Below are 21,936 nucleotides of genomic sequence, written 5' to 3'. Positions count from 1 at the left end.
TATTGCCGTCTGGTCCATTTTAGAAGCCACGATATGAAAACAGAAATCTCTGGATAGTAGTAGCTTATCAAGCCGTTTTATTTATTACTCAATTTTGAAAATTCGACTCCTGTTTCAGGATCGGGAGGACTTTGTCTATGTCTGATAATAGCTATGACGCAATTGTTGTTGGTTCGGGTATCAGTGGCGGGTGGGCCGCAAAAGAACTGACCGAAAAAGGGTTAAAAGTGCTGATGTTGGAACGGGGTAAAGATGTAAAACACATACAAGACTATGTAAATGCCACCAAGGGCCCATGGGAGTTCCCGCACCATGGAAATCTTACATTGGCGCAAAGAAAAGCGAACCCTAATCGCATCAGAGGCTTCGGGCCGGGTGAAATGAATCTCGACTGGTGGGCGAATGATGCAGAAACACCCTATTCTGAGATAAAACAATTTAACTGGTTCCGCGGGTATCAGGTAGGAGGGCGATCCCTGTTATGGGGGAAACAAACCTACCGCTGGAGCGATATTGACTTTGAAGCCAATAGCAAGGATGGGCTGGCGATTGACTGGCCGGTCCGGTATAAGGAAATCGCTCCCTGGTACGATCATGTCGAAAAGTTTATAGGCGTTAGTGGTAGTATAGAAAATCTGCCGCAACTACCCGATGGTCAGTTTTTACCTCCTATGGAAATGAATGTTGTAGAAAAAGATATTGCAGCGCGTGTAAAAGAAGCCTATAAAGATATTGATCAACGTAGAATTATTATAGGGAGGTGTGCACATCTTACAGCGGAATTGCCTGGCCGTAACAAATGCCAGTATCGAAATAAATGCCACCTGGGCTGTCCCTTTGGCGCCTATTTTAGTACACAATCTTCCACTTTGCCCGCAGCGATGAAAACAGGGAATTTAACGCTAAGACCCTGGAGCATTGTGACGAAAGTATTATATGATAAAGATAAAAAGCGGGCGACGGGTGTGGAAGTACTGGATGCAGAGACAAATAAGACGTATGAATTCAAAGCGAAGATCATATTCCTGAACGCGTCTACACTTAACAGCACCTGGTTATTGCTCAATTCAGCTACGGATGTGTGGCCTGGTGGCCTCGGCAGCAGCAGCGGCGAACTTGGACACAATCTGATGGATCACCATCTTGGTTCGGGTGCTGGCGGCAGGGTTGAAGGGTATGAGGACAAAACCGTCTATGGCCGTCGGCCCAACGGTGTTTATATTCCACGTTACAGAAATTTGAATAATGAAAAAAGAGACTATATACGTGGATTCGGATACCAGGGTGGGGCGGGTAGAGGAAGAGGCACGAAGGCCGCAGAAGAAATTGCCGTAGGGGTAGGTTTAAAGCAGGCATTGACAGAATTTGGCGGATGGAGTGTATGGTTCGGCGGCTTTGGAGAAGTACTGCCTTACCACGACAATATGGTAACACTTGACAAGAATAAGAAGGATAAGTGGGGATTGAACATTTTAGCGATTGATGCGGAATTGAAGGAGAATGAATTGAATATGCGTAAGGAGATCGTCAACGATGGGAAAGAAATGTTAGAAAAAGCAGGTGTAAAAAACGTGTATGGATTCGATAGTGATGGCGTCATGGGGCAGGGTATTCACGAAATGGGAACGGCACGCATGGGAAATGATCCCAAGACATCAGTGTTAAATAAGTGGAATCAGTTATGGGATGCCCCTAATGTATTTGTGACAGATGGTGCCTTCATGACGTCCGCAGGCTGTGTAAACCCTTCATTGACCTATATGGCATTTACCGCACGTGCAGTGGATCATGCAGTAAACGAGCTGAAGAAGCAGAACCTGTGATCTGCAGCGTACCAAATAACCGGAGAATTAAATCTCAAATCATGAATAGAAGAGAAGCGTTGTCATATGTGGGTATTTTGCTGGGCGGCACTATTATCGGCGCTGATGCCTTTCTTGCCGGATGCAAGCCATCCGTAAAAAAGGAAGGGTTATTTCAGCCGGAAGACCTGGCGTTGTTGGATGAAATTGCGGAAACCATTATTCCGGCTACTCCTGATTCAGGAGGTGGAAAGGCTGCCGGTCTGACGACGTTTATGAGCCATATTATTACGGACTGCTATACTGAAAATGAACGAAATGTTATGCTAAAAGGTATTGATGAACTGAAGAAAGACTGCCTTGCAAAGCATAAAAAGGATTTTATAAACCTGACCAGGTCAGAAAAAGAAATCTTTCTTACCCAATTACATGAGGAAGCGCTCAGATATGTTAAAACGGATGCCTACATGAAGGCAAAAGAAACTTTTGACAAGCAACAGGACAGTTGGGTCAAATCAGAAAAGGAAAGAAAAAACTTTGGTGCAGCTTATTTGAAAGAGAATTTTCCACCCCACTATTTTACTATGATGAGACAATTAACACTGTGGGGATATTTTAGCTCGGAAGTAGGTATGACAAAAGCACTGCGATACATGGATACGCCAGGCCATTATGACGGTGCCTATCCTTATAAAAAAGGAGATAAGGCGTGGGCCATCTAGCCGAAAAGTAATGCCGCTGCTAATGAGTATCGGAAATAAAACTTCATAATATCTTATAAAATACTAACCAACAAAGGCATCTAAATTTTAGGTGCCTTTGTTGGTTAATTTCCCTGGAGCAGGTGCCGCATCTTTTCCGGTAATCTTTCGTTTATGCTTTAGGCCCCAGTTGCCCAGTACGGCTATCACTTCCTTCAGACTCTCTGCATATTCGGTTGGCAAATATTCCACCACTACCGGTATCTGATCAGCCTTTACCTCTCTTTTCACCAGCCCGTTCAGCTCCAGGGACTTTAGCTCTGTTGATAATACCCGTGCCGAAATGCCTTCAATAGCACGCTGCAATTCGTTAAAACGATGGTAGCCGGTTACCAAAGCGATCACAATACGGAGCTTCCATTTACCCCCCAGTACATATATCGCATCTTCTACTGCAGTCAGCTGGACAGCACATGCCACCTGCCGCGGATCTGGATTCTTCATATACTTATCCGGATTAAATAACCTGTAGGTTACTACTAACCTTTAGTTCACTACTAACCTTTTATTAGCGAATGTAGGTAGTTTTGGCTTATCAAAAAGTAAATGAAAATGAAAAAAATATTGCACATCATTTCAAGCCCTAGAATGGAGGCCTCCGCCAGTAGGAAATTGGGGAATGCTATTATAGAAAAGATAAAAGAAAAACATGCTGACTACAGCGTGATAGTGCGGGACCTGGCCCAAAATCCACCACCTCATCTGGATGAATCTCATATCAATTCCTTTTTTACACCCATGGAAGACAGGACTGCAGAACAGTTGGAGAATATCAGGTACTCAGACGAAGCGGTTCAGCAACTCCTTGATGCTGACATTCTTGTTGTGGAGACCCCGATGTACAATTTCACCATCACCTCTACACTAAAGGCGTATTTCGATCATATTACCAGGGCGGGTATAACATTTAAATACAGAGGAAATGGATTGTTACCTGAAGGTTTATTGAAAGATAAGCAGGCGTATATCGCGATGACTTCAGGCGGGATTTATTCGGAAGGCGAACTGAAAGCCTATGATTTCACGGCGCCTTATGTACGTTCCTTTCTTACTTTAATCGGGATCAATGTAGCAGGTGTTTTCAGAGCCGAGGGGCAGGCAATTATAGGACCGGAGGTCGCGCTGGAAAATGGGATTGGAAGTATATCAATTACACCATGAACGTACGATGCTTGTTAAAACACGAAGAGCGTCCACTCTAAATGTGCGGGAGATCGAATTGCCTCCGATCATCCTGATAAAGTAATACCTTGAAAACATGTACGAAGAAAATTTGCCCCCATTTGCTGGTTTGCTTATATTAGATCAATTTCTGTACTAAACCAGCCAAAGGCTCAAATAAAGCATAATGAAATTAATAACCACCCAGACATTTGAAATCAAGGATGCCGGACAAAAACAATTTCACAGGATCGTACTCTTAAATACAGGAACCGTTGTAGGATATTATTCACAGAACGACACCTGCTTTTTAGAGTGGCTTAATGGAAATGAGATCGTGGAGATAAAGGTAGATGAAATAGCCTGTGATGTTTTCGAAACTCCGGCTTTCTTCCATTTTCAAAACTATGTAGGGCTTTATTCTTCCAAAAATGACATCGTCATTCTATATGATGAAAGCAATAAAAACACTCCTACCAGGATTTCTATCACTAATCATCTTCCTAAAACAAAGTATCCTAATTTCGATAAACCCCTGTCTAATTACCATTCAGCCGGCAACACTGATACCAGCATAATACCGATGCTTTTCACCAATGCAGGCATGTTACCTGTATATGTAGCCAACCTGCTGGTTGATGTAGAAAAGGGGACAGCCAGTTGGCTGGATTTAAAATACTGGAACAACAAACAATCGATCGCCCTGGAAAATGAGCGTTTTGATAAGCCGCAAAAACCATTTACAATCTTGCATGCTTTGAATAGAAAGAACGTTTCACTCCTGTACGGGATCGGCGACAGGGATGGCGGTTATTTAAAGCCGGGAATGGAGTTCTCGGAATTAAGTACGGTAGATGAAAAAGGAACGGTAAAAGAGACATTATTTTCTCTTGGGAGATTATATAAAGAGAGTAAAAAGGGAGGTAAAGAATGCACGTTCTCTTCATCGGGCAAGTATGCCATACTAACGCCGGCATTTAAATCAGACGATTGGAAGAACAAACAGAAGTTATTTGAGCTGGATAGTAAACAGCTTATTGACCTGGAACTTCCGAAAGCGTTTTCGGATTACCGGGTAATTGATCATAATAATGAATTATTTTTGTTGGTGAATAGGCATCCCAACCTGGTATTTGCCGGCACTGACAGTATTGTTATTTGTAAGGTGCAATAGCCGGTTAGGAAATAATTTCCCCCAACGAAAATTGTTCATTTCAGCTGAGGCCAGGTTCACTAAGTAGGTTGATATACATTTTTTAAGCAGACTTGGACGGTGTAAATTCAGCAATTTACTTTCATGCAAGAAGTTTAAAGTCACTCCTGATAGGTTGGCCCATCGTAGAATCTGAATCCATCTCCGTCATCAATGTAAGAATAGTAGCCCTCATCAACAACTGCATCTATCTGGAATCCATATAGCACCTAGTTTTTTCGCTTCATCTTTCTGATTAAAAGGCATATTAAGTTTAATGGGCATGATGGATGATTTAATATCTTATAAAAAACGTAGTATCTGTTTTCTTCTGGTGTGGTGATAAAGGAAACGCTGAAATGCACTTTCAGAACGAAGTGCGTTGATATGGAGGTTTTCAGCTTAATGTTTCTATAAGTAATATAAACAAAAAAAGGCACCGATTTACATCGATGCCTTCTAAACGCGTCTGCGTTGTACCCCAGATGGGAGTCGAACCCACACTTGCATTGCTGCAAACGGGATTTTAAGTCCCGCGTGTCTACCAATTCCACCACCAGGGTGTGTGTTGAAATTGAATCCAGAGCGGAAGACCGGGCTCGAACCGGCCACCCCGACCTTGGCAAGGTCGTGCTCTACCAAATGAGCTACTTCCGCTGGTGATGTATTATAAGAACTTTTTTACCCCTTTTTTCGTTGGGACTGCAAAGATAGCAATCTTTTTGATGCTGCAAAATTTTTTTAGCACTGACGGAAAATATTTTACGTATAGGATAATTTTTACCTGCAACTAAGGGTTCAGCTCATAACTGTATTTCACCATACCTAACAACTCTTTACCTTTGCCATAACAGGTTTCCCTGGCTGGTAAACCGTTACCCTGGTATTCATATTGCCAGATGGTATAAGACGACGTTTGGGCGTTGACGGTAGTCATCTTCGTTACCTGTCCCTGCGCATCATATTCAAAGATATAATCGGGCAACATACGTTTCTTCGCAGGCTGATAACGGTATACATCGGTCAGCCGGCCTGCTTTGTCGTAATTGTAGAACGTCCGTTTGCCACGCTGTTCCAGCTCTTCGGTAACATGACCGGCACTGTCGGTTTTGAAGGTTACCACTACGGAATCGGTACTGTTGCTCTTTTTCTGGATCATCTGCTGCAGGTGCCCGGCGGTGTCATAACGATAGGTACGGTTTTCATCAAACCGCATCTTACTGTCACGGGCAACGGAGTTGCTGCTGACAGACTGCAGCCTGCCCTGGGCATCATAACGGTACACGGTGGTAGTGATACTGGCGCCTGAACTGTCCACGGTTTTGGTCAACTGGCCTTTGGTGGAAAAGGAAGATGTCAGTGAGGAATACCCGGTAGCGGTAGATTGTGTCTGCGATTTCATCTGATGGTACGTAGGACTCAAACTCCGCTCACAACGAAAATCCCGGTCTATTTCCATATTGGCGTCCAGGGTGATCACCCGTTGGATCTTCACTTTGTTATCTTTCAGCGAGGCCATGGTAGCCATAGTCTGCTGGGTATTATAGATGTCCTGGAAATAAAACTGCGTGTAGGCTTTGCTGCCTAAGGCCAGCATACTCCATACCAATAGGATCGTCTTCTTCATGTAAATTTAAAATGGTGACAATGATGACAAATGTAAAACGCAAATTTCATATTAAAATTTTTTAACCACATAAGATACATGACGATTATTATTTAACTTGTTGCCCGATTTCATATTACAACCAGCTAAATCGCGTGAAAACACAACCCTTACGGTCAGACAAAAACTGTCTCAACTGCGGTACGGAAGTGCCGGAACGTTATTGCTCACATTGCGGCCAGGAAAATACGGTGCAACATGAAAGTTTCGGTCACCTCGTGGGCCATGTGGTAGCAGATATCGTTCACTACGATTCCCAGTTCCTGACAACCCTCAAATACCTCACTATCCGCCCCGGTTTCCTGTCAAAAGAATACTGGGCCGGCAGAAGGGTACGGTATGTTAATCCTATCAAACTGTATGTATTTATCTCCTTCGTATTTTTCCTGTTTTTATCGACACTTACCCATAGCCCGGGACACACGGGAGGCATTAATGGAGTACGTGTCAACGACATGGTTGGACACTACAATGGCGTAAAAGAATTTGATTCCTTACAGGCAGCCCTTCCTCCCAACAAGCGCCTTACCGGCATGGAACTCCGTTGGCAACGTCGTTTAGCCGAATTATCAGAAGAAACTCGTGCCGGTGAAGACGTTATCACAGAAATGTTTATGCATAACCTGCCCAAAATAATGTTTCTGTTGATGCCATTGTTTGCTTTAATGGTTAAATGGACGCACAGAAAACGTAAATTGGTGTATAATGACCATGCTATCTTCACCATACACATGCATTCATTTCTGTTTATCATCCTATTGGTGGGGTTGGTAGTCCGTTATTTCATTCATCGTGAACAACCGCTGAATTTAGCCTACTGGGGTGCCTTCATTTACCTGGTCCTGGCACTAAGAAATGCTTACCAGCAGCCTGTCTGGAAGGCGCTACTGAAAGGTAGCCTGCTTTTCTTCGCTTACATGACAATTGCGCTGACGGTATTCATTGCGTTTATATTGCTGGTGCTTTCCTACTGATGATCATGGAAGAAGATAAAATATTATCTTTTTTCTTTAAATTGAGTGATGCAACCGGAATTTATTATCATACACCAACAGGTGGCGCCCTATGTGGCCCACATCCAGCTGAACAGACCGAAAGAACTGAACGCCCTCAACCTCCAGCTGATGGGTGAACTGCGCGATGCGCTCAAACTCCTCGATGCGGATGAACAGGTAAGGGTCATCGTCCTCAGTGGCAATGAAAAAGCTTTCGCAGCAGGCGCCGATATCAAACAGATGGCGGAGAAATCTGCGATCGATATGTTTAATACCGACCAGTTCAGTACCTGGGATACCATCAAAAGAACAAAAAAGCCCATCATCGCGGCAGTAAGCGGCTTCGCCCTGGGCGGGGGCTGTGAACTGACCATGCTCTGTGATATGATCGTGGCGAGCGAAACGGCCCGCTTCGGTCAACCGGAAATAAAACTGGGCGTAATGCCCGGTGCCGGCGGTACCCAACGCCTTACCCGCGCCGTGGGAAAAGCCCTGGCTATGGAAATGGTGCTCACCGGGCGTTTTATTACGGCGCAGGAAGCCCAACAGGCGGGTCTTATCAATCGCGTGGTACCGGTGGAGTTATACCTGCAGGAAGCTGTTAAACTGGCAACTGAGGTGGCTGCCATGGCCCCGCTGGCGGTTAAAATGGCGAAAGAGGCTGTCCTCAAGGCCTTTGATACTACCCTCGATGAAGGCCTTCAGTTTGAACGGAAAAACTTCTACCTGCTCTTCGCTTCAAAAGACCAGAAAGAAGGAATGGCGGCCTTTACCGAAAAAAGAACACCCCATTTTACCGGGCAATAAATAATTTTATTAAACTTTTTTATTATTTGAATTGTTAACCAAATATTGGCCCCGTAGTTGTTGCCGTAACAGGAGAGCGGTACCTGCCGGCTTAGTGTTCCTGTTTCCATGACTAAAAAATTTAACCATGACTGCTAAGTTGTTACCTGTAGCCTTCCTGATAGGTATTTGCACAACTGCCTGCAACGGTCCTGCCCAGGAAATAAGGGCGGTGATACTGGCAGATGATACCATTATACCCCCTACAGACACTATGATCACCAACCACGATACCATCCATACTGCCCGCGTGGCTTCCTGGAAAAAATTTGAACAATACAAAGGACAGTTTGCGGAAGAAGTAGCCCTGCTGGACCAGGAACCGCTAAAATCCCGGCTCAACCGCCTGCTGGGTAAAAACCGCAAAACCTTCCTGGAACGGTTTAAAGTATGCCCGCCCATCGAAGTGGAAAATAACGTGCTATTTAATGAAGGTCATGCTGCGGCGGCAGATAACCCCTACGAAGCTGCCCTGGCTATCGACATGGATCGTGATATCATCTACGCCGGTTACTCCTTCCATAAAAATGTGGTCGTCTATGCCGAAAAAAAAGATACCAGCTATCCGGAACAGTTCAAACATTGGATCAATCACTGATAAAAAAAGAACGCCCTTTGTCGTTTTTACACAACAAAGGGCGTTCTCTTTTTTTAGGTAGATGACTGATTTCGTTTTGCTATCCACCGGCCTGGGTGAATCAGCGGAAACCTATTTATCGAACTTATTCTTCAACGCTGCCAGCTTCGCCTGAAAATCATTCAATGGTGCTTCTTTAGCAGGTTTTTGCCGGCGGTCATTGTTACGCTCCTCGCGCTGATCATCTCTGCGCTCCCTGCGTTGGCCGCCACCCTGGCTCTTCTCCTGGTCTTTCATGGAAAGGGAGATACGTTTGCGGGCGATATCCACTTCGAGAACGGTCACCTGAACTTTCTGATTCAGTTTCACGGCCTCATTGGGGTTGCTGATGAATTTGTTGGACATATGAGAGATATGCACCAGGCCATCCTGTTTCACGCCGATATCCACGAAAGCACCGAAGGCAGTGATGTTGGTCACTACGCCAGGCAGTACCATCCCTGTTTTCAGGTCTTCGATTTTATGGATACCTTCTGCATATTCAAAGATAGCTATCTCATCACGAGGGTCCCTGCTGGGTTTGGCCAGCTCTTTCAGGATGTCTTCCACCGTGAGCATACCGGCATCTTCCCGGACAAAGTCCTTCGGATTGATTTTTTTACGCAGATCTTCCTGCCCGATCAGCTCCTGTATAGTACAGTGCTGCTTGGCAGCGATTTCTTCCACGAGTGTGTACCGTTCAGGGTGTACGGCGGAGTTATCCAGCGGGTTGTCACCGTTTTCGATGCGGAGGAAGCCGGCGCACTGTTCAAAGGCTTTATCACCCAGGCGGTGCACTTTCTTCAGCTGGGTACGGTTGCTGAATGCTCCGTTTTCCTTGCGATATTTTACGATGTTTTCAGCCAGGGAAGGACCGAGACCGGAAACATAAGCCAGCAGGTGTTTGGAAGCGGTGTTGAGGTTAACGCCTACGTTGTTCACGCAGCTTACCACTACACGGTCCAGGCTTTGTTTGAGGGATGACTGGTTCACATCGTGCTGGTACTGACCTACACCAATGGATTTGGGGTCGATCTTTACCAGTTCGGCCAGCGGATCTATCAGCCTGCGGCCAATGGAAACAGCGCCACGAACGGTCACGTCCTGGTCGGGAAACTCTTCACGGGCTACTTCGGAAGCGGAATACACAGAGGCGCCGCTTTCATTCACCATGAATACATTGATTTTTTTACCGAAGTCTATTTTCTTAACAAACTCTTCAGTTTCGCGGCCGGCGGTACCATTACCCACTGCAATGGCGGCGGTATCGTACTTGTCAACCCATTTCTTCAGCAGGGCTTCGGCAGCCTCGCTTTTATAGTTTTTCTCCAGGGGGAAAATCACGTCATGGTCCAGCATGTTGCCCTGGTTGTCCAGCGCAACTGTTTTACAGCCGGTACGGTAACCCGGATCGATGGCGATCACGGCTTTCGGTCCCAGCGGCGCAGCCAGCAACAGCTGACGCAGGTTTTCAGCGAATACGTCGATCGCCTCAGCATCTGCTTTTTCTTTGGCTACGGCCCTGAATTCATTTTCCAGGGAGGGGCGGAGCAGACGTTTGTATGCGTCGGCAGCGGCTTTAGTCACCTGTTCGGCAGCAGCGCCTTTACCGGTCACAAACTGTTTGTTGATCAGCTCCACCGCTTCTTCTTCCTGTGGGGCGATGGTGCTGAACAATATACCTTCAGACTCCGCACGCAGAATAGCCAGTACCCGGTGGGACGGCACTTCGCGCAGGTCTTCCGAAAACTCGAAATAATCCTTGTATTTGTTGCCTTCTTCCTCTTTGCCTTCGGCCACTTTGGAAGTCAGCTTGCCGGTATGGGTGAAAAGCTTACGCAGCTTGTCGCGGCATTCGGCGTTCTCGTTAATCCATTCAGCGATAATGTCGCGGGCGCCTTTCAATGCTTCTTCTGAAGAGGCTACCTGCTCGTTAAGGAATGTCTCCGCAGCGGCGGTGTCGCCATCCTGTTGGTCAAACAACAGTTTGGCCAGCGGTTCGAGCCCTTTTTCAATGGCCACGGTGGCGCGGGTCTTGCGTTTGGGCTTGTAGGGGAGGTAAATGTCTTCCAGCTCTGCCAGTACCCAGGTGCTCTCCAGTTTCTCCAGCAGCTCAGGCGTCATTTTCTCCTGCTCCGTAATGGTTTTGATGATAAACTCACGACGGTCGTCCACTTCCTTGTAACGCTTCTGCAGGTCCTCAATTCGACCTATCTGCACTTCATCCAGACTACCCGTCACCTCCTTGCGGTAACGGCTGATAAAGGGTACAGTAGACCCCTCAGACAACAACACCATGGTGTTCTCTGCCTGTTTGGCGGAGATGCCCAGTTCGGATGAAATAAGCGTAATGTGTTTCGGATTCATATCAATACGTTTTGGGATTTTCTTATGTTGACAACAGACCCGATACCCTTACTGTAAACCGGTATAAAACCTGCCGTCAAATATTAAAATCGCTGAATTTTTTACAGCTCGCAAATGTAACTAAAAAGCCTTTTAAACCGAAAGCAATTTTACCCCCATTACCCAATACCCCGAAAATGCCAAAATGACAAAATCTCTCTGTATTTTTACGGCTATGGAAAAGACAGCTACTTTCAACAGATTGTTACAGATAATGGACGATTTAAGGGAGAAATGCCCCTGGGACCGGAAACAAACCATCCAAACCCTCCGGCAACTGACCATCGAAGAAACCTACGAGCTGGCCGATGCCATCACGGATGAAGACTGGAAGTCCATTAAGGAAGAACTGGGCGATATCCTGCTCCATATCGTCTTCTACGCTAAAATAGGCGCAGAAAAACAACAATTCGATATCAACGACGTGATCAACGGCGTTTGTGATAAACTCATTCATAGACATCCCCACATCTATGGCGATGTAAAAGTGCAGGACGAGGAAGAAGTAAAACAAAACTGGGAAAAACTGAAACTGAAAGAAGGGAAAAAATCCGTCCTCAGCGGTGTCCCCGTCTCACTCCCCGCCCTCGTAAAAGCAATGCGCCTCCAGGAAAAAGCCAAACAAACCGGCTTCGAATGGGATACTACTGCTCAGGTATGGGAGAAAGTAAAGGAAGAAGTGAATGAACTGGAAGAAGTGGTGCATACCGGCGACCAGAACGAAATAGAAGCCGAATTCGGTGATGTGATGTTCTCCCTCGTGAACTATTCCCGCTTCCTGAATATCGATGCGGAAAACGCCCTGGAACGGACCAACAAAAAGTTCCAGCGCCGCTTTCAGCACATGGAAGCCCTCGCACTCGAACAGGGCCGCCGGCTCAATGATATGAACCTAACGGAAATGGATACACTCTGGAATAAAGCGAAAGATTTAGAAATTTGATCATTTGGCTATTTTTTTATTTATGGACTCATGTTTCAACCGGAACTCTTCAATAATCAAATAATCAAATAATCAAATACGAAAATTGGATATAAAAGAAATACGCCTTTTTTTCCTCCGGCATGGATATCTCCTGATCATCGCGGCATGGCTGTTCACTTTTGCCTTCCTGTTCAGTAACTACTGGGCGTACTATTCTTCTCCGCAAGGCGTGAAACGTAGCCTGGAAAAAAGCCTGCACCAACGCGAACAATCCTTCAACAAAATGCTGAAGGATACAACCGTGGTCAATAGCCTCTTCCAGCGTAATTATGATGATAAAACACTGGAACGGCTGGGTAAACGCGACTACTTTGTATTTGCCTACGATTCCAGCGCACAGGGTACCTGGCTCACTTTCTGGAGTACCAGCCAGGTGCAGCCGGATGACCTGCACGAAGCCCTGGAACCCGGCTCCCGCTTCATGAAACTGAAAAACGGGTATTACGAAATCATTACCCGGCAACTGAAAACAGCCGGCAATCACCTGCATTTTGTAGTGGCTGCCATCCCGGTACGCATGGAATACGCTATCCGGAACGACTTCCTCATCAGCCATTTTTATAATAAATCAGAACTGGGACAGGAATATACTGTCCATATGGACCTCCCCAGCCTTATCCTGCCGGATCATACCATCCTGCCGGTGAAAAACGGGGAAGATCAAACCCTCTTTTTCCTGGACTATAATAAAAGTGTGCGGGCGCACCCGCCTAATAACCTCAGTGTCATCCTCCGCGTATTGGGATGTATCTGTGTACTGATTTTCTTTAATCTCTTTGCAACACTGCTGGCGAAAAACACCAACCCGCTCTACGGCTTCCTGTTTCTCTTCGGAATGGTCTTCGGCCTCCGTGTGCTCAGCTACGTATATAATTTCCCGTTTCATCTTCGCGCACTCAACATATTCGATCCGATCATCTATGCGAAAGATGAAATATTCTATTCGCTGGGAGATCTGCTGCTCAACGTACTACTGGCTTTCTGGATGATCCTGTTTTTCCGGGAACACGTGAAAACAATCAACCTGCCTGTTATCCGTAAACGCTGGATGCAAAGCATTGTCATCATCGTAGCCAGTTTCCTGCTGTATATGGTGGAACAGTTCCTGGCTGATCTTATTCAGAGTCTGGTGATAGATTCGCGTATCTCGTTTGATGTCACCAACCCGTTCAGCCTCACGGAATACAGCCTGATAGGGTTTGTGGTGCTGGGCTTCATCTCGTTCAGCTTCCTGTTCTTCTCCCAAATCATTAACTACCTGCTCAATGAACTCACCAATTTCCAGTACCGGACCAAATACATCTGGCTGGCGGCAATTGGTATTATCTGGCTGCTGTTCCGCATTCATAACCCGGAACTGCCGTTCACGGTGGCGATGGTTATCTGGCTGCTGCTGTACATCGTGCTGCTCGATTTTCTCGCCGATCGTTTTGAAAGCAGCGTAGCCACGGTGCCTTTCCTGTTTTGGTTGTTCCTGCTCACGATCACCACTTCCGGCGCACTGGTGTATTACAACCAGCAGAAAGAACTCTCCGCGAGGGAAAAACTGGCGGCCGATCTCTCTAAACAGAAAGATCCTTACCTGGAAATGCTGCTCAATGATCTGGGCAAAAAAATAGAACACGACGAATACATGCAATATTTTTTCCTCGACAAAGGACATAAACAGTCCAAAGCCCGCATGGAAGAAGTATTGCTGCAGAATTACTTCCAGGGATACCTGAGCCGTTTTGATGTTTCATTTTATCCGTATGATGAAAACGGCCAGCCTATCTATCCGGGAGATACGATCAGCATGGTGTCGTTCAACCGCCGTATGTTGTTTGAATCTGAACAATCGCCCTCAGAAACCAGCGGCAACGACCTCTATTATTACGAACCCAATTTCAATGACTATAACTATATCGGTAAAAAGGAATTCCATAATCCGATAGACAACACCAGTACGGGGGCGCTGGTATATGTGCTCAAACCTAAAATATTCAGCCAGGAACGGCTTTATCCTGAACTGCTGGTGGAAGGGGACCTCTACGACCGCAGCCGGGAATCACAAGCCAATTACTCCTATGCGATTTATGATAAAGGCATACTGGTCAGCCATTACAGCGATTATCCATTCCCCATCCGCCTATACCCCGGCGATATACCACCCGGCGAACTCACGGTAAAAGATGTGGACGGGCATTCACAAATGATCTACCGGGCATCTTCGGAGAAGGTGGTATTTGTGGTGAAACAAAGTCGCACGTTTGTAGAATTCATCACGCTTTTTGCGTACATGTTCTGCCTCTTCCTCTTGATTATCGTTATCTATAAGGTATTCGACCTGCTCATCAAAGCGCGGATGCGGGTCAGCAACGTCCGCTCACTGATCAACATCAGCATCCGCAAAAAGGTACACGGCACCATCATCTTCGTAGTCGTGTTTTCCTTTGTGATACTCGGTATTACGACCACCATGTTCTTTATCTGGCGTTCGGAAGTACAGAACCGCGAGAAACTCAGCAAAACGATGGGAGAGGTGGCCACCGATGTGGAAACAGTATTCCTCAACCAGCGCGACATGGACGAGATCGACAACATGTACGATCCGGTGTTTAAAGAGAAACTCACGGCAGCCCTGGGTAATATCGCCAATGAACGGGCACTCGATATCAACGTGTACGATGCAGACGGTAACCTGCGCCTGACAACGCAACCGCTCATGACCGAAAAAGGGTTGATCTCCGGCAAAATGGAGCCCATGGCTTATTATGAGATATCGCGCCTGCAACATATTCAGTTCATACAAACGGAAAAAATCGGCAGTATGCCGTTCCTGTCGGGATATATGCCGCTGCGTAACCGCTCCGGCGATGTGATGGCTTATCTCAACGTACCTTACTTCGCCACGCAAACGGAACGTAACCAGCAGATCTCCAACTTCCTGGTGGCGCTCATCAATTTTAACGCGTTTATCTTCCTGATAGCTGGTATGGTGGCGTTGCTGATCACTAATTCCATTACCCGGTCATTCTCCCTGGTAACGGAGAAATTGCGGCATGTGAACCTGGGTCAGCGCAACGATGAGATTGAATGGGATAAAGACGATGAAATTGGCGCGCTGGTAAAGGAATACAATAAAATGGTGCGTAAGCTGGAAGTCAGTGCCGCCCGCCTGGCTAAGAGCGAAAGGGAAGGGGCCTGGCGCGAAATGGCGCGGCAGGTGGCCCATGAAATCAAGAACCCGCTGACGCCCATGAAGCTGAGTATCCAGTACCTGCAACGGGCTATCGCCGGCGATTCACCCAATGTGAAGGAACTCTCCACCAATGTGGCCCGCACACTGGTAGAACAGATAGAACACTTATCCAACATCGCCTCCGATTTCTCGGCCTTTGCCCGTATCGGGGAGGCGAATAACGAAGTGGTACTGTTGAATGAAGTCCTGTCTTCATTAACAGGATTGTACCAGACGCAGGAAGACTGTAACCTCGAATATGTGGAACCGGGGCGGCCATTGTATGTATTTGCGGATAAAACACAAATGAACCGGTTATTTACCAACCTGTTGCTCAATGCTATCCAGGCTATTCCGGAAGATACACAAGGCCATATCCGGGTAAGGCTGCAGGAAACAGCCGACCATTATGTTATTGTGAGTGTAGCAGATAATGGTGGCGGTATTTCCCCGGAAGTGCAGTCCAAAATTTTTGTCCCTAATTTCACGACCAAATCATCCGGTACCGGCCTGGGATTGGCCATGTGTAAGAATATCGCAGAACAAACAAGAGGAGAGATCTGGTTTGAGACCAAACTCAACGAAGGAACTACGTTTTATGTGAAGCTCCCGTTGTATGACAGGCAATAGTCTCACATTCAGGTAGCTTTCGATTATAAACCACTGTTTTGAATCCAAAATAAGCCAGGTTTAAATACCTCCCTGCGGTTCCGGCAGGGCAGGGTATCCTTCGCCTTGTAAACCCTGGGCTAAGATGTTATTCAGGTTCCTTCGCGCTAATTATTCCATTATTAACGCATGGTAAACATCTGAGGCCAGGTATGTACAATATGTATTTCCTTCAATAAAACTCCTATAATTGGCTTCAGCCCTGGTGCCCTGTGATTCCGTGTCGCCCCTTCCTCCGCGCGGCGGAGATAACATTCATTTCCCTTAAACGCAAAAAGGGCTGACCATTCAATGGTCAGCCCTTTTTGCAATATCTTTTCCTTAGTTGCTGCTGTGGAAGCTCTCTTGGATCTTTTCCAGCAGTTTGCTTTCAATCATTTGTTGTGCCAGCAGAATCATATTTTTGAAGGCTACGTTCTGGGAGATACCGTGACCGATGATAACCGGTTTGGAAACGCCCAGTACGGGAGTGCCGCCATAGGATTCTGAGTCTAATTTGTTCAGGTATTCATCGTTGATATTACGTCTTGCCGCGATATCGTAGATGGATTCGGCCATTTTTAAGATAATGTTGCCGGTAAAACCTTCACATACAATTACATCGGCTTTTTCAGTCAAAACATCTCTGCCTTCGATATTACCAATGAAATTGATTAGTTTGTTTTCTTTTAACAGCGGGTAAGTTGCCTGGGCCAATAAGTTGCCTTTACCTTCTTCTTCTCCGATATTCAGCAAGCCAACCTTTGGATTGTCCACCTTCAGGATGTGTTTGGAATACAGGGAACCCAGAATAGCAAATTGCACCAGGTTTTCAGGTTTGCAGTCAGCGTTGATACCTACATCCAGCATAAGTCCTTGTGTACCGTTTTCACGGGGGACCAGAGTAGAAATCGTAGGACGTTGCACTCCTTCAATGGCTTTAATAGAATAAAAGGTGCCTACCATCATGGCGCCGGTATTACCGGCACTGATGAAAGCATCTATCTTCTCATTTTTCAGTAAATGAAAGCCAATAGAGATGGAGGATTGTGGCTTCTCTTTCAGTGCCTTGGTAGGGTGTTCATTCATCCCGATTACCTGGGATGAATGAACAACTGAATATTTTGATTGGTCCACTTGTGCATCCGCTAACAAAGGGACCAGTTGTGACTCGTCCCCTATCAGCACCAGATGCGCATCAGATGCAACGGTGTCTAAAAATAATTTTACTCCTTTTACTGCTGCTGCGGGGGCAAAGTCGCCACCCATCATATCAAGCCCGATTCTCATGTAACTCAAGTTTGTCTTGTTAGCTCGGGTAAAATTAGTAAAATTTATTATTTAGCGGCGCTCTGTTTTTCCAACACTACTTTTCCTTTGTAGTACAGTTTGTTTTCTACCCAATGAGCACGATGTCTCAGGTGCACTTCACCGGTTGCGCTGTCTGTGCTTAATGTATCCGCTACCGCCTTGTAATGCGTTCTTCTCTTTGCTGATCTTTGCTGAGAATGTCTGCGTTTAGGATTTGGCATTTTATTTAATTTTTAATTGTCCTTAAATTTATCCAACCCTTTCCAGATTGGGTTATCGTTTTCGTTAGCCTGCCGGTTCATACGTTCCAGCATTTCAATCACCTTGGGATCACATCCACTCTTGCCATCGGCAGTATCAGGATGGATGCGCTGCATCGGAATGCTCAACTGGATAAACTCGTATATCCATTCCGCCACGTTTAAATGGCTCTCCGTCTTGGAAATATACGCTACATCCGGATCTGCATCCTCATTTGCCATCTCTTCAGGATTGTCTACCATCTTCACAATCTGGTTAAACTCATCCCAGAGCTGGAGCTCAAAGGGCTGACCACAACGGTCGCAGGTTACTGTAACCGAACCGCCGATCTCAAACTTCAGTAAAAAGAAATTTACTTTCTTGTCCAACGTCAGGTTAACTGTCGCCTTACAATCACTGAAATCCCTTTCGCCTTCAAAATGCTCAAAGAAACTCTCCCCAATCTCGTACTGAAATGAATGCACCCCTGGCTTTAATCCAACAAAGGCTATATCAAATTCGCGGAGTGGTTTCATATCAATGTCCTCACTTTTAGAGGGATGCAAAGGTAATTAAATATTTGCAATTGCAAAAATTTCCTAAATTTGTTCACTTTCGATAGCTGAATTATATATATTTATATATCAGTATATCATTGATCATGCTGTTGCTTACAGCAGGAGTGAGCCGCAAAGGTAAGCATTTTCACCTTCATCTCCCACCTGTTTTTGCAATAAAACCATGAAATTGAAAACCTGAAGTCCCCTGGCCATCATAACTAATGACATCCAAAGGAAAGAATGCAAGGAAAATCCCGGCCCCTGACCCGGTCACAACGCCGCCCCAGGACATCCCGGACATCTGCTCGCTGCCTATCCACGCCTGGCTCCGCCATACCAGCGCCGGTATCATCGTGACAGATCAGGATTTCCGTTGCTGCTGGACAAATGACATCCTTCTACAGCGCCTGCCCCGTCCGCTGCCGGAAAACCTGACTTTTGACGAACTGATCCTGTTTTTACAGTCGCTCATTGCCAGCCCGGATACCTTCGCTGCCAGAATGAAGGCCATACAACAGGAAAAAAAGCCCCTCTATGGCTGGGAACTGGTACTCCTCAACGGCACCACGGTGGAAGTGGCCTTTACCCCCATTTTCAACGATACCCACTTTAAAGGCAGTATCTGGCAAGTCGTCGATACTACCCGCAAATATCACGTGCAGGAAGAAATCAAACGGAATGAACACAAATTCCGCGTGATGCTCAATAACCTCAACGCGGCCATGTGCGAAACAGACCTCGACGGTAATATCACCCGCGTATATGAAAGCTTCTGCCGCCTCTCCGGCTACTCGGAAAAAGAGCTGATCGGTAAAAATATCACGGACGTATTTGTGCCGGAAGAAAACAGGGCCTTCGCCCGCGCCCTCCGTCAGAAACGCCTGGCGGAAAACGTACCCCTGCTGTACGATATGGAAATTGTGCTGAAAGATGGCTCCCGCAGATGGGTGCTCGCCAGCTCCGCCAATGTATACGACCGCAACGGTAACATCACCGGCGGCGCCGGCATCCATATGGATATCACCAGCGAAAAACGCCTCCAGCGCGAACTGGAAGAGGCCCGCCGCCTCGCAGAGGAAGCCCGCCTGGCCCAAAAGGAATTCCTGGCCAGCATGAGCCACGAAATACGCACCCCCCTCAACGCGATCATCGGCATGGCACACCTCCTCGAGGAAACCAATCTCGATGCCCAACAAAAGGAATATGTCAACATTCTGAAACATTCTTCAGGCATACTGCTGGGCATTGTCAGTGATATTCTCGATATTTCCAGGATAGAAGCAGGAGAACTGCAAGTCAACCCAAGGGAATTTAACCCCCGCGAACTGATACAGTCCCTCCGCCAGACATTTGAACTGAAACTGGGACGCAGACCTGTCTCCATCACGGCTGAACTGGATGCGAACCTCAATACCTGGCTGATTGGCGATGATGTGCTGCTGAACCAAATATTGCTCAATTTGTTAGGTAATGCGGAGAAGTTTACCAGCGAAGGAGAAATAGCCATTAAAGCCACCCAGGAAAGCTGGCTCGATAATAAGCTCTGGATACGCTTCCGGGTATGCGATACCGGCATCGGTATCCGGAAAGACAAACTGGAATTGATTTTCCACAACTACAAACAGGCGGAAGGAGATATCCGTGAAAAATACGGCGGCACCGGCCTCGGCCTGGCTATCGTAAAACAACTCGTGGAACTGCTCGGCGGTACCATCGGCGTGGAAGATTACCCGGGATACAATACCTGCTTTGTGTTCGATCTGCCTTTCATGGATAGCAGAAAACCCATTTCAGCCTCCGGCGCCAAACCAGGCAAAAAAGGGAAACAACGTACCTTTGATGAAGCCCGCGTACTCATGGTGGAAGATAATCAGATGAACCTGCGTTACATGATGAGCCTCCTGGAAAAATATAAAATCAATTATCAGCTGGCTACCAATGGACCCGACGCCACCTGGTTCCTCAACGCCCGGCAATATGATCTTATCCTCATGGATATCCGTATCCCCGGCATGAATGGGCTGGAACTGGCACAACAAATCAGAGCGGATGAAAACCAGTTTAATGTGGCGACCCCTATCATCGCCACCACCGCTGTAGCGATGGAGAATACGGCCGCCACTGTCAGAGCCGCAGGTATCACCGATATCCTCATTAAACCGTATACGCCCGATCAGCTACTACAGATCTTTAATAAATATCTCAACGAAGACGAAACAGAACTAATAATGGAAGAAGAAGTGCAGAACATCAGCGGATTTGAGTTCCATCCGGAATTGGACGTTAAATATCTCACAGCCCTCTATGAGAACAATATCTCCTATGCGGCAGACCTGTTCGAAATATTTATCCGGACCATCCGGGATGAAATCAAAAAACTACATGATATCGTGGAAACGGGGGACTGGGAACGGGTGAAATTCCAGGTACATAAACTGAAACCCAACTTCGCCATGGTGGGCCTCACCTGGATCAGCGCCAAAATGCAGGAACTCGAAAATAACCTCCGTACCGGCGAACCGCAACAACCGGAAGGTACTACCCGCCTGTTCGATGAAATTGTAGCGGCCGTAGATAAATACTATCCCATCGTACATGAAGAATATACCCGCATGCGGGAGTTTGTAGACGCTGCATCACACCCTCATCAATAGGCCTGCAACACTTCCCTGATGCTGTTGTAGTAGTTGCCGCCAAATAATAACGTATGTACCAGTAACGGATATAACTGGCAAACACCAATCCGCTGTTGCCATCCCGGCGACAGCGGCCAGGCTGCCTGATAGGCATAATAAAAACGGGTGTCGAAACCGCCAAATAACCGCGCCATCGCTAAATCCATCTCCCGGTGACCGTAATACACCGCCGGATCAAATACACAAGCCCTGCCATCCGGCCCTACCATAAAATTTCCTGACCATAAATCACCATGCAATAACGCCGGCGCCTCTACGGGAAAAATCTGCGGCAATTGCCGGCATAACCGCTCTACCTGCTGCACCATGCGCTGGTCTGCAATATGCTGGTCATATGCCATACGGATCAACGGCAACAACCGGTTAAAGGCGTAGAACACCGGCCAGTTACTGTAAGGCGTGTTAAACTGCCGTAAACTGCCAATATAATTGGGGGCTGCATACCCGAAATGGGACTGCGTTTTTTTATGCTGCTGCGCGAGCGACTGCGCAAAATGTTCCCAGAAATCCTGTACCGCCGTGCCTTTCAGCATCATCTCCATCAGCAGGTAGGTCTGCCCGTTACACTGGCCGTAAGCCAGCGGTTGAGGCACCGTCAGCGCATGCGCGGCGTGTAACGCCTCCAGACCGGCATACTCGGCGGCAAACATATCCGGATAACGCCGGGCATCATTCAACTTCAGGAAAAAATACCCCTCGTTGGTGCCTATACGAAATGTTTGGTTAATATCACCACCATGTACGCTTTTTGCGTCATTAATATGTATTTTCACTTTCAGCTGTTCGGATAACGCCGTGCTCAGTTGTTTTTGTAAAATTTCATCGATCATG

18 protein-coding genes and 2 tRNA genes are annotated in these 21,936 nt (G+C 46.7%); 10 read left to right on the top strand and 10 right to left on the bottom strand.

All coding sequences use genetic code 11. The features are described from left to right. Positions 1-137: 137 nt before the first annotated feature. Complete coding sequence (locus ICL07_RS16450) at positions 138-1,823, top strand: GMC oxidoreductase (RefSeq protein WP_188089114.1); 1,686 nt, start codon at positions 138-140, stop codon at positions 1,821-1,823. Positions 1,824-1,864: 41 nt separating this feature from the next. Further along, the gene (locus ICL07_RS16445; protein ID WP_188089113.1) at positions 1,865-2,524 is read left to right on the top strand and encodes a gluconate 2-dehydrogenase subunit 3 family protein; all 660 of its coding nucleotides are present in this window, start codon (positions 1,865-1,867) and stop codon (positions 2,522-2,524) included. A gap of 87 nt (positions 2,525-2,611) precedes the next feature. Here ICL07_RS16445 and ICL07_RS16440 read toward each other — a convergent pair whose 3' ends face one another. Beyond that, positions 2,612-3,007 (bottom strand): winged helix-turn-helix transcriptional regulator, encoded by a 396-nt coding sequence (locus tag ICL07_RS16440; RefSeq protein ID WP_188089112.1) that lies wholly within the window; start codon positions 3,005-3,007, stop codon positions 2,612-2,614. A gap of 108 nt (positions 3,008-3,115) precedes the next feature. Between ICL07_RS16440 and ICL07_RS16435 the strand changes: the two genes are divergently transcribed. Next, positions 3,116-3,724 carry an FMN-dependent NADH-azoreductase gene (locus tag ICL07_RS16435; RefSeq protein ID WP_188089111.1) on the top strand — a complete coding sequence of 203 codons (609 nt, stop codon included), beginning with the start codon at positions 3,116-3,118 and terminating at the stop codon, positions 3,722-3,724. A gap of 187 nt (positions 3,725-3,911) precedes the next feature. Continuing rightward, entirely contained in the window at positions 3,912-4,898 is a 987-nt protein-coding gene (locus ICL07_RS16430; protein WP_188089110.1) for a hypothetical protein, read from the top strand. Between the two features lie 213 nt (positions 4,899-5,111). On the opposite strand, the gene ICL07_RS32810 is transcribed toward ICL07_RS16430, so the two are convergent. From ICL07_RS32810 to ICL07_RS16415, 4 genes are all read right to left on the bottom strand, one after another. Next, entirely contained in the window at positions 5,112-5,201 is a 90-nt protein-coding gene (locus ICL07_RS32810) for a DUF5710 domain-containing protein (protein ID WP_425490620.1), read from the bottom strand. Between the two features lie 192 nt (positions 5,202-5,393). Further along, positions 5,394-5,479: transfer RNA gene (locus ICL07_RS16425), tRNA-Leu, on the bottom strand. 21 nt (positions 5,480-5,500) lie between these two features. Beyond that, positions 5,501-5,573: transfer RNA gene (locus ICL07_RS16420), tRNA-Gly, on the bottom strand. Between the two features lie 133 nt (positions 5,574-5,706). Next, positions 5,707-6,543, bottom strand: coding sequence for an RHS repeat domain-containing protein (locus ICL07_RS16415; protein ID WP_188089109.1), 837 nt, complete (start codon positions 6,541-6,543; stop codon positions 5,707-5,709). Between the two features lie 134 nt (positions 6,544-6,677). Between ICL07_RS16415 and ICL07_RS16410 the strand changes: the two genes are divergently transcribed. From ICL07_RS16410 to ICL07_RS16400, 3 genes are all read left to right on the top strand, one after another. Further along, positions 6,678-7,556 carry a DUF3667 domain-containing protein gene (locus ICL07_RS16410; protein ID WP_188089108.1) on the top strand — a complete coding sequence of 293 codons (879 nt, stop codon included), beginning with the start codon at positions 6,678-6,680 and terminating at the stop codon, positions 7,554-7,556. A 48-nt stretch (positions 7,557-7,604) separates the two neighbouring features. Further along, entirely contained in the window at positions 7,605-8,384 is a 780-nt protein-coding gene (locus tag ICL07_RS16405; RefSeq protein WP_188089107.1) for an enoyl-CoA hydratase-related protein, read from the top strand. Between the two features lie 127 nt (positions 8,385-8,511). After that, complete coding sequence (locus ICL07_RS16400) at positions 8,512-9,021, top strand: hypothetical protein (protein ID WP_188089106.1); 510 nt, start codon at positions 8,512-8,514, stop codon at positions 9,019-9,021. Between the two features lie 111 nt (positions 9,022-9,132). On the opposite strand, the gene ICL07_RS16395 is transcribed toward ICL07_RS16400, so the two are convergent. Next, positions 9,133-11,406: a Tex family protein gene (locus tag ICL07_RS16395; protein WP_188089105.1), complete on the bottom strand. Its 2,274-nt coding sequence runs from the start codon at positions 11,404-11,406 to the stop codon at positions 9,133-9,135. 214 nt (positions 11,407-11,620) lie between these two features. Between ICL07_RS16395 and mazG the strand changes: the two genes are divergently transcribed. Further along, on the top strand, positions 11,621-12,388 hold the full coding sequence (gene mazG / locus ICL07_RS16390) for a nucleoside triphosphate pyrophosphohydrolase (RefSeq protein WP_188089104.1): 768 nt from the start codon (positions 11,621-11,623) through the stop codon (positions 12,386-12,388). 85 nt (positions 12,389-12,473) lie between these two features. After that, positions 12,474-16,280, top strand: coding sequence for a sensor histidine kinase (locus tag ICL07_RS16385; RefSeq protein WP_188089103.1), 3,807 nt, complete (start codon positions 12,474-12,476; stop codon positions 16,278-16,280). Positions 16,281-16,640: 360 nt separating this feature from the next. Here the strand turns inward: ICL07_RS16385 and plsX are convergent, their stop codons facing one another. Genes plsX through ICL07_RS16370 form a run of 3 tightly spaced genes read right to left on the bottom strand, consistent with a single transcriptional unit; the run spans position 16,641 to position 18,385 of the window. Then, positions 16,641-17,588 carry a phosphate acyltransferase PlsX gene (plsX, locus tag ICL07_RS16380; RefSeq protein ID WP_188089102.1) on the bottom strand — a complete coding sequence of 316 codons (948 nt, stop codon included), beginning with the start codon at positions 17,586-17,588 and terminating at the stop codon, positions 16,641-16,643. A gap of 47 nt (positions 17,589-17,635) precedes the next feature. Beyond that, positions 17,636-17,830, bottom strand: a complete 195-nt coding sequence (gene rpmF / locus ICL07_RS16375; RefSeq protein WP_073079237.1) for a 50S ribosomal protein L32 — start codon at positions 17,828-17,830, stop codon at positions 17,636-17,638. Positions 17,831-17,842: 12 nt separating this feature from the next. Beyond that, positions 17,843-18,385 carry a YceD family protein gene (locus tag ICL07_RS16370; protein ID WP_188089101.1) on the bottom strand — a complete coding sequence of 181 codons (543 nt, stop codon included), beginning with the start codon at positions 18,383-18,385 and terminating at the stop codon, positions 17,843-17,845. Positions 18,386-18,630: 245 nt separating this feature from the next. Between ICL07_RS16370 and ICL07_RS16365 the strand changes: the two genes are divergently transcribed. Next, positions 18,631-21,063 (top strand): PAS domain-containing hybrid sensor histidine kinase/response regulator, encoded by a 2,433-nt coding sequence (locus ICL07_RS16365; protein WP_188089100.1) that lies wholly within the window; start codon positions 18,631-18,633, stop codon positions 21,061-21,063. Here the strand turns inward: ICL07_RS16365 and ICL07_RS16360 are convergent. Further along, entirely contained in the window at positions 21,057-21,935 is an 879-nt protein-coding gene (locus ICL07_RS16360; RefSeq protein WP_188089099.1) for a fructosamine kinase family protein, read from the bottom strand. The genes ICL07_RS16365 and ICL07_RS16360 overlap by 7 nt on opposite strands. Position 21,936: the final 1 nt, after the last annotated feature.

Source organism: Chitinophaga qingshengii (assembly GCF_014529935.1).
Classification (GTDB): domain Bacteria; phylum Bacteroidota; class Bacteroidia; order Chitinophagales; family Chitinophagaceae; genus Chitinophaga; species Chitinophaga qingshengii.
This window is presented reverse-complemented; position numbering and strand designations above follow the sequence as displayed.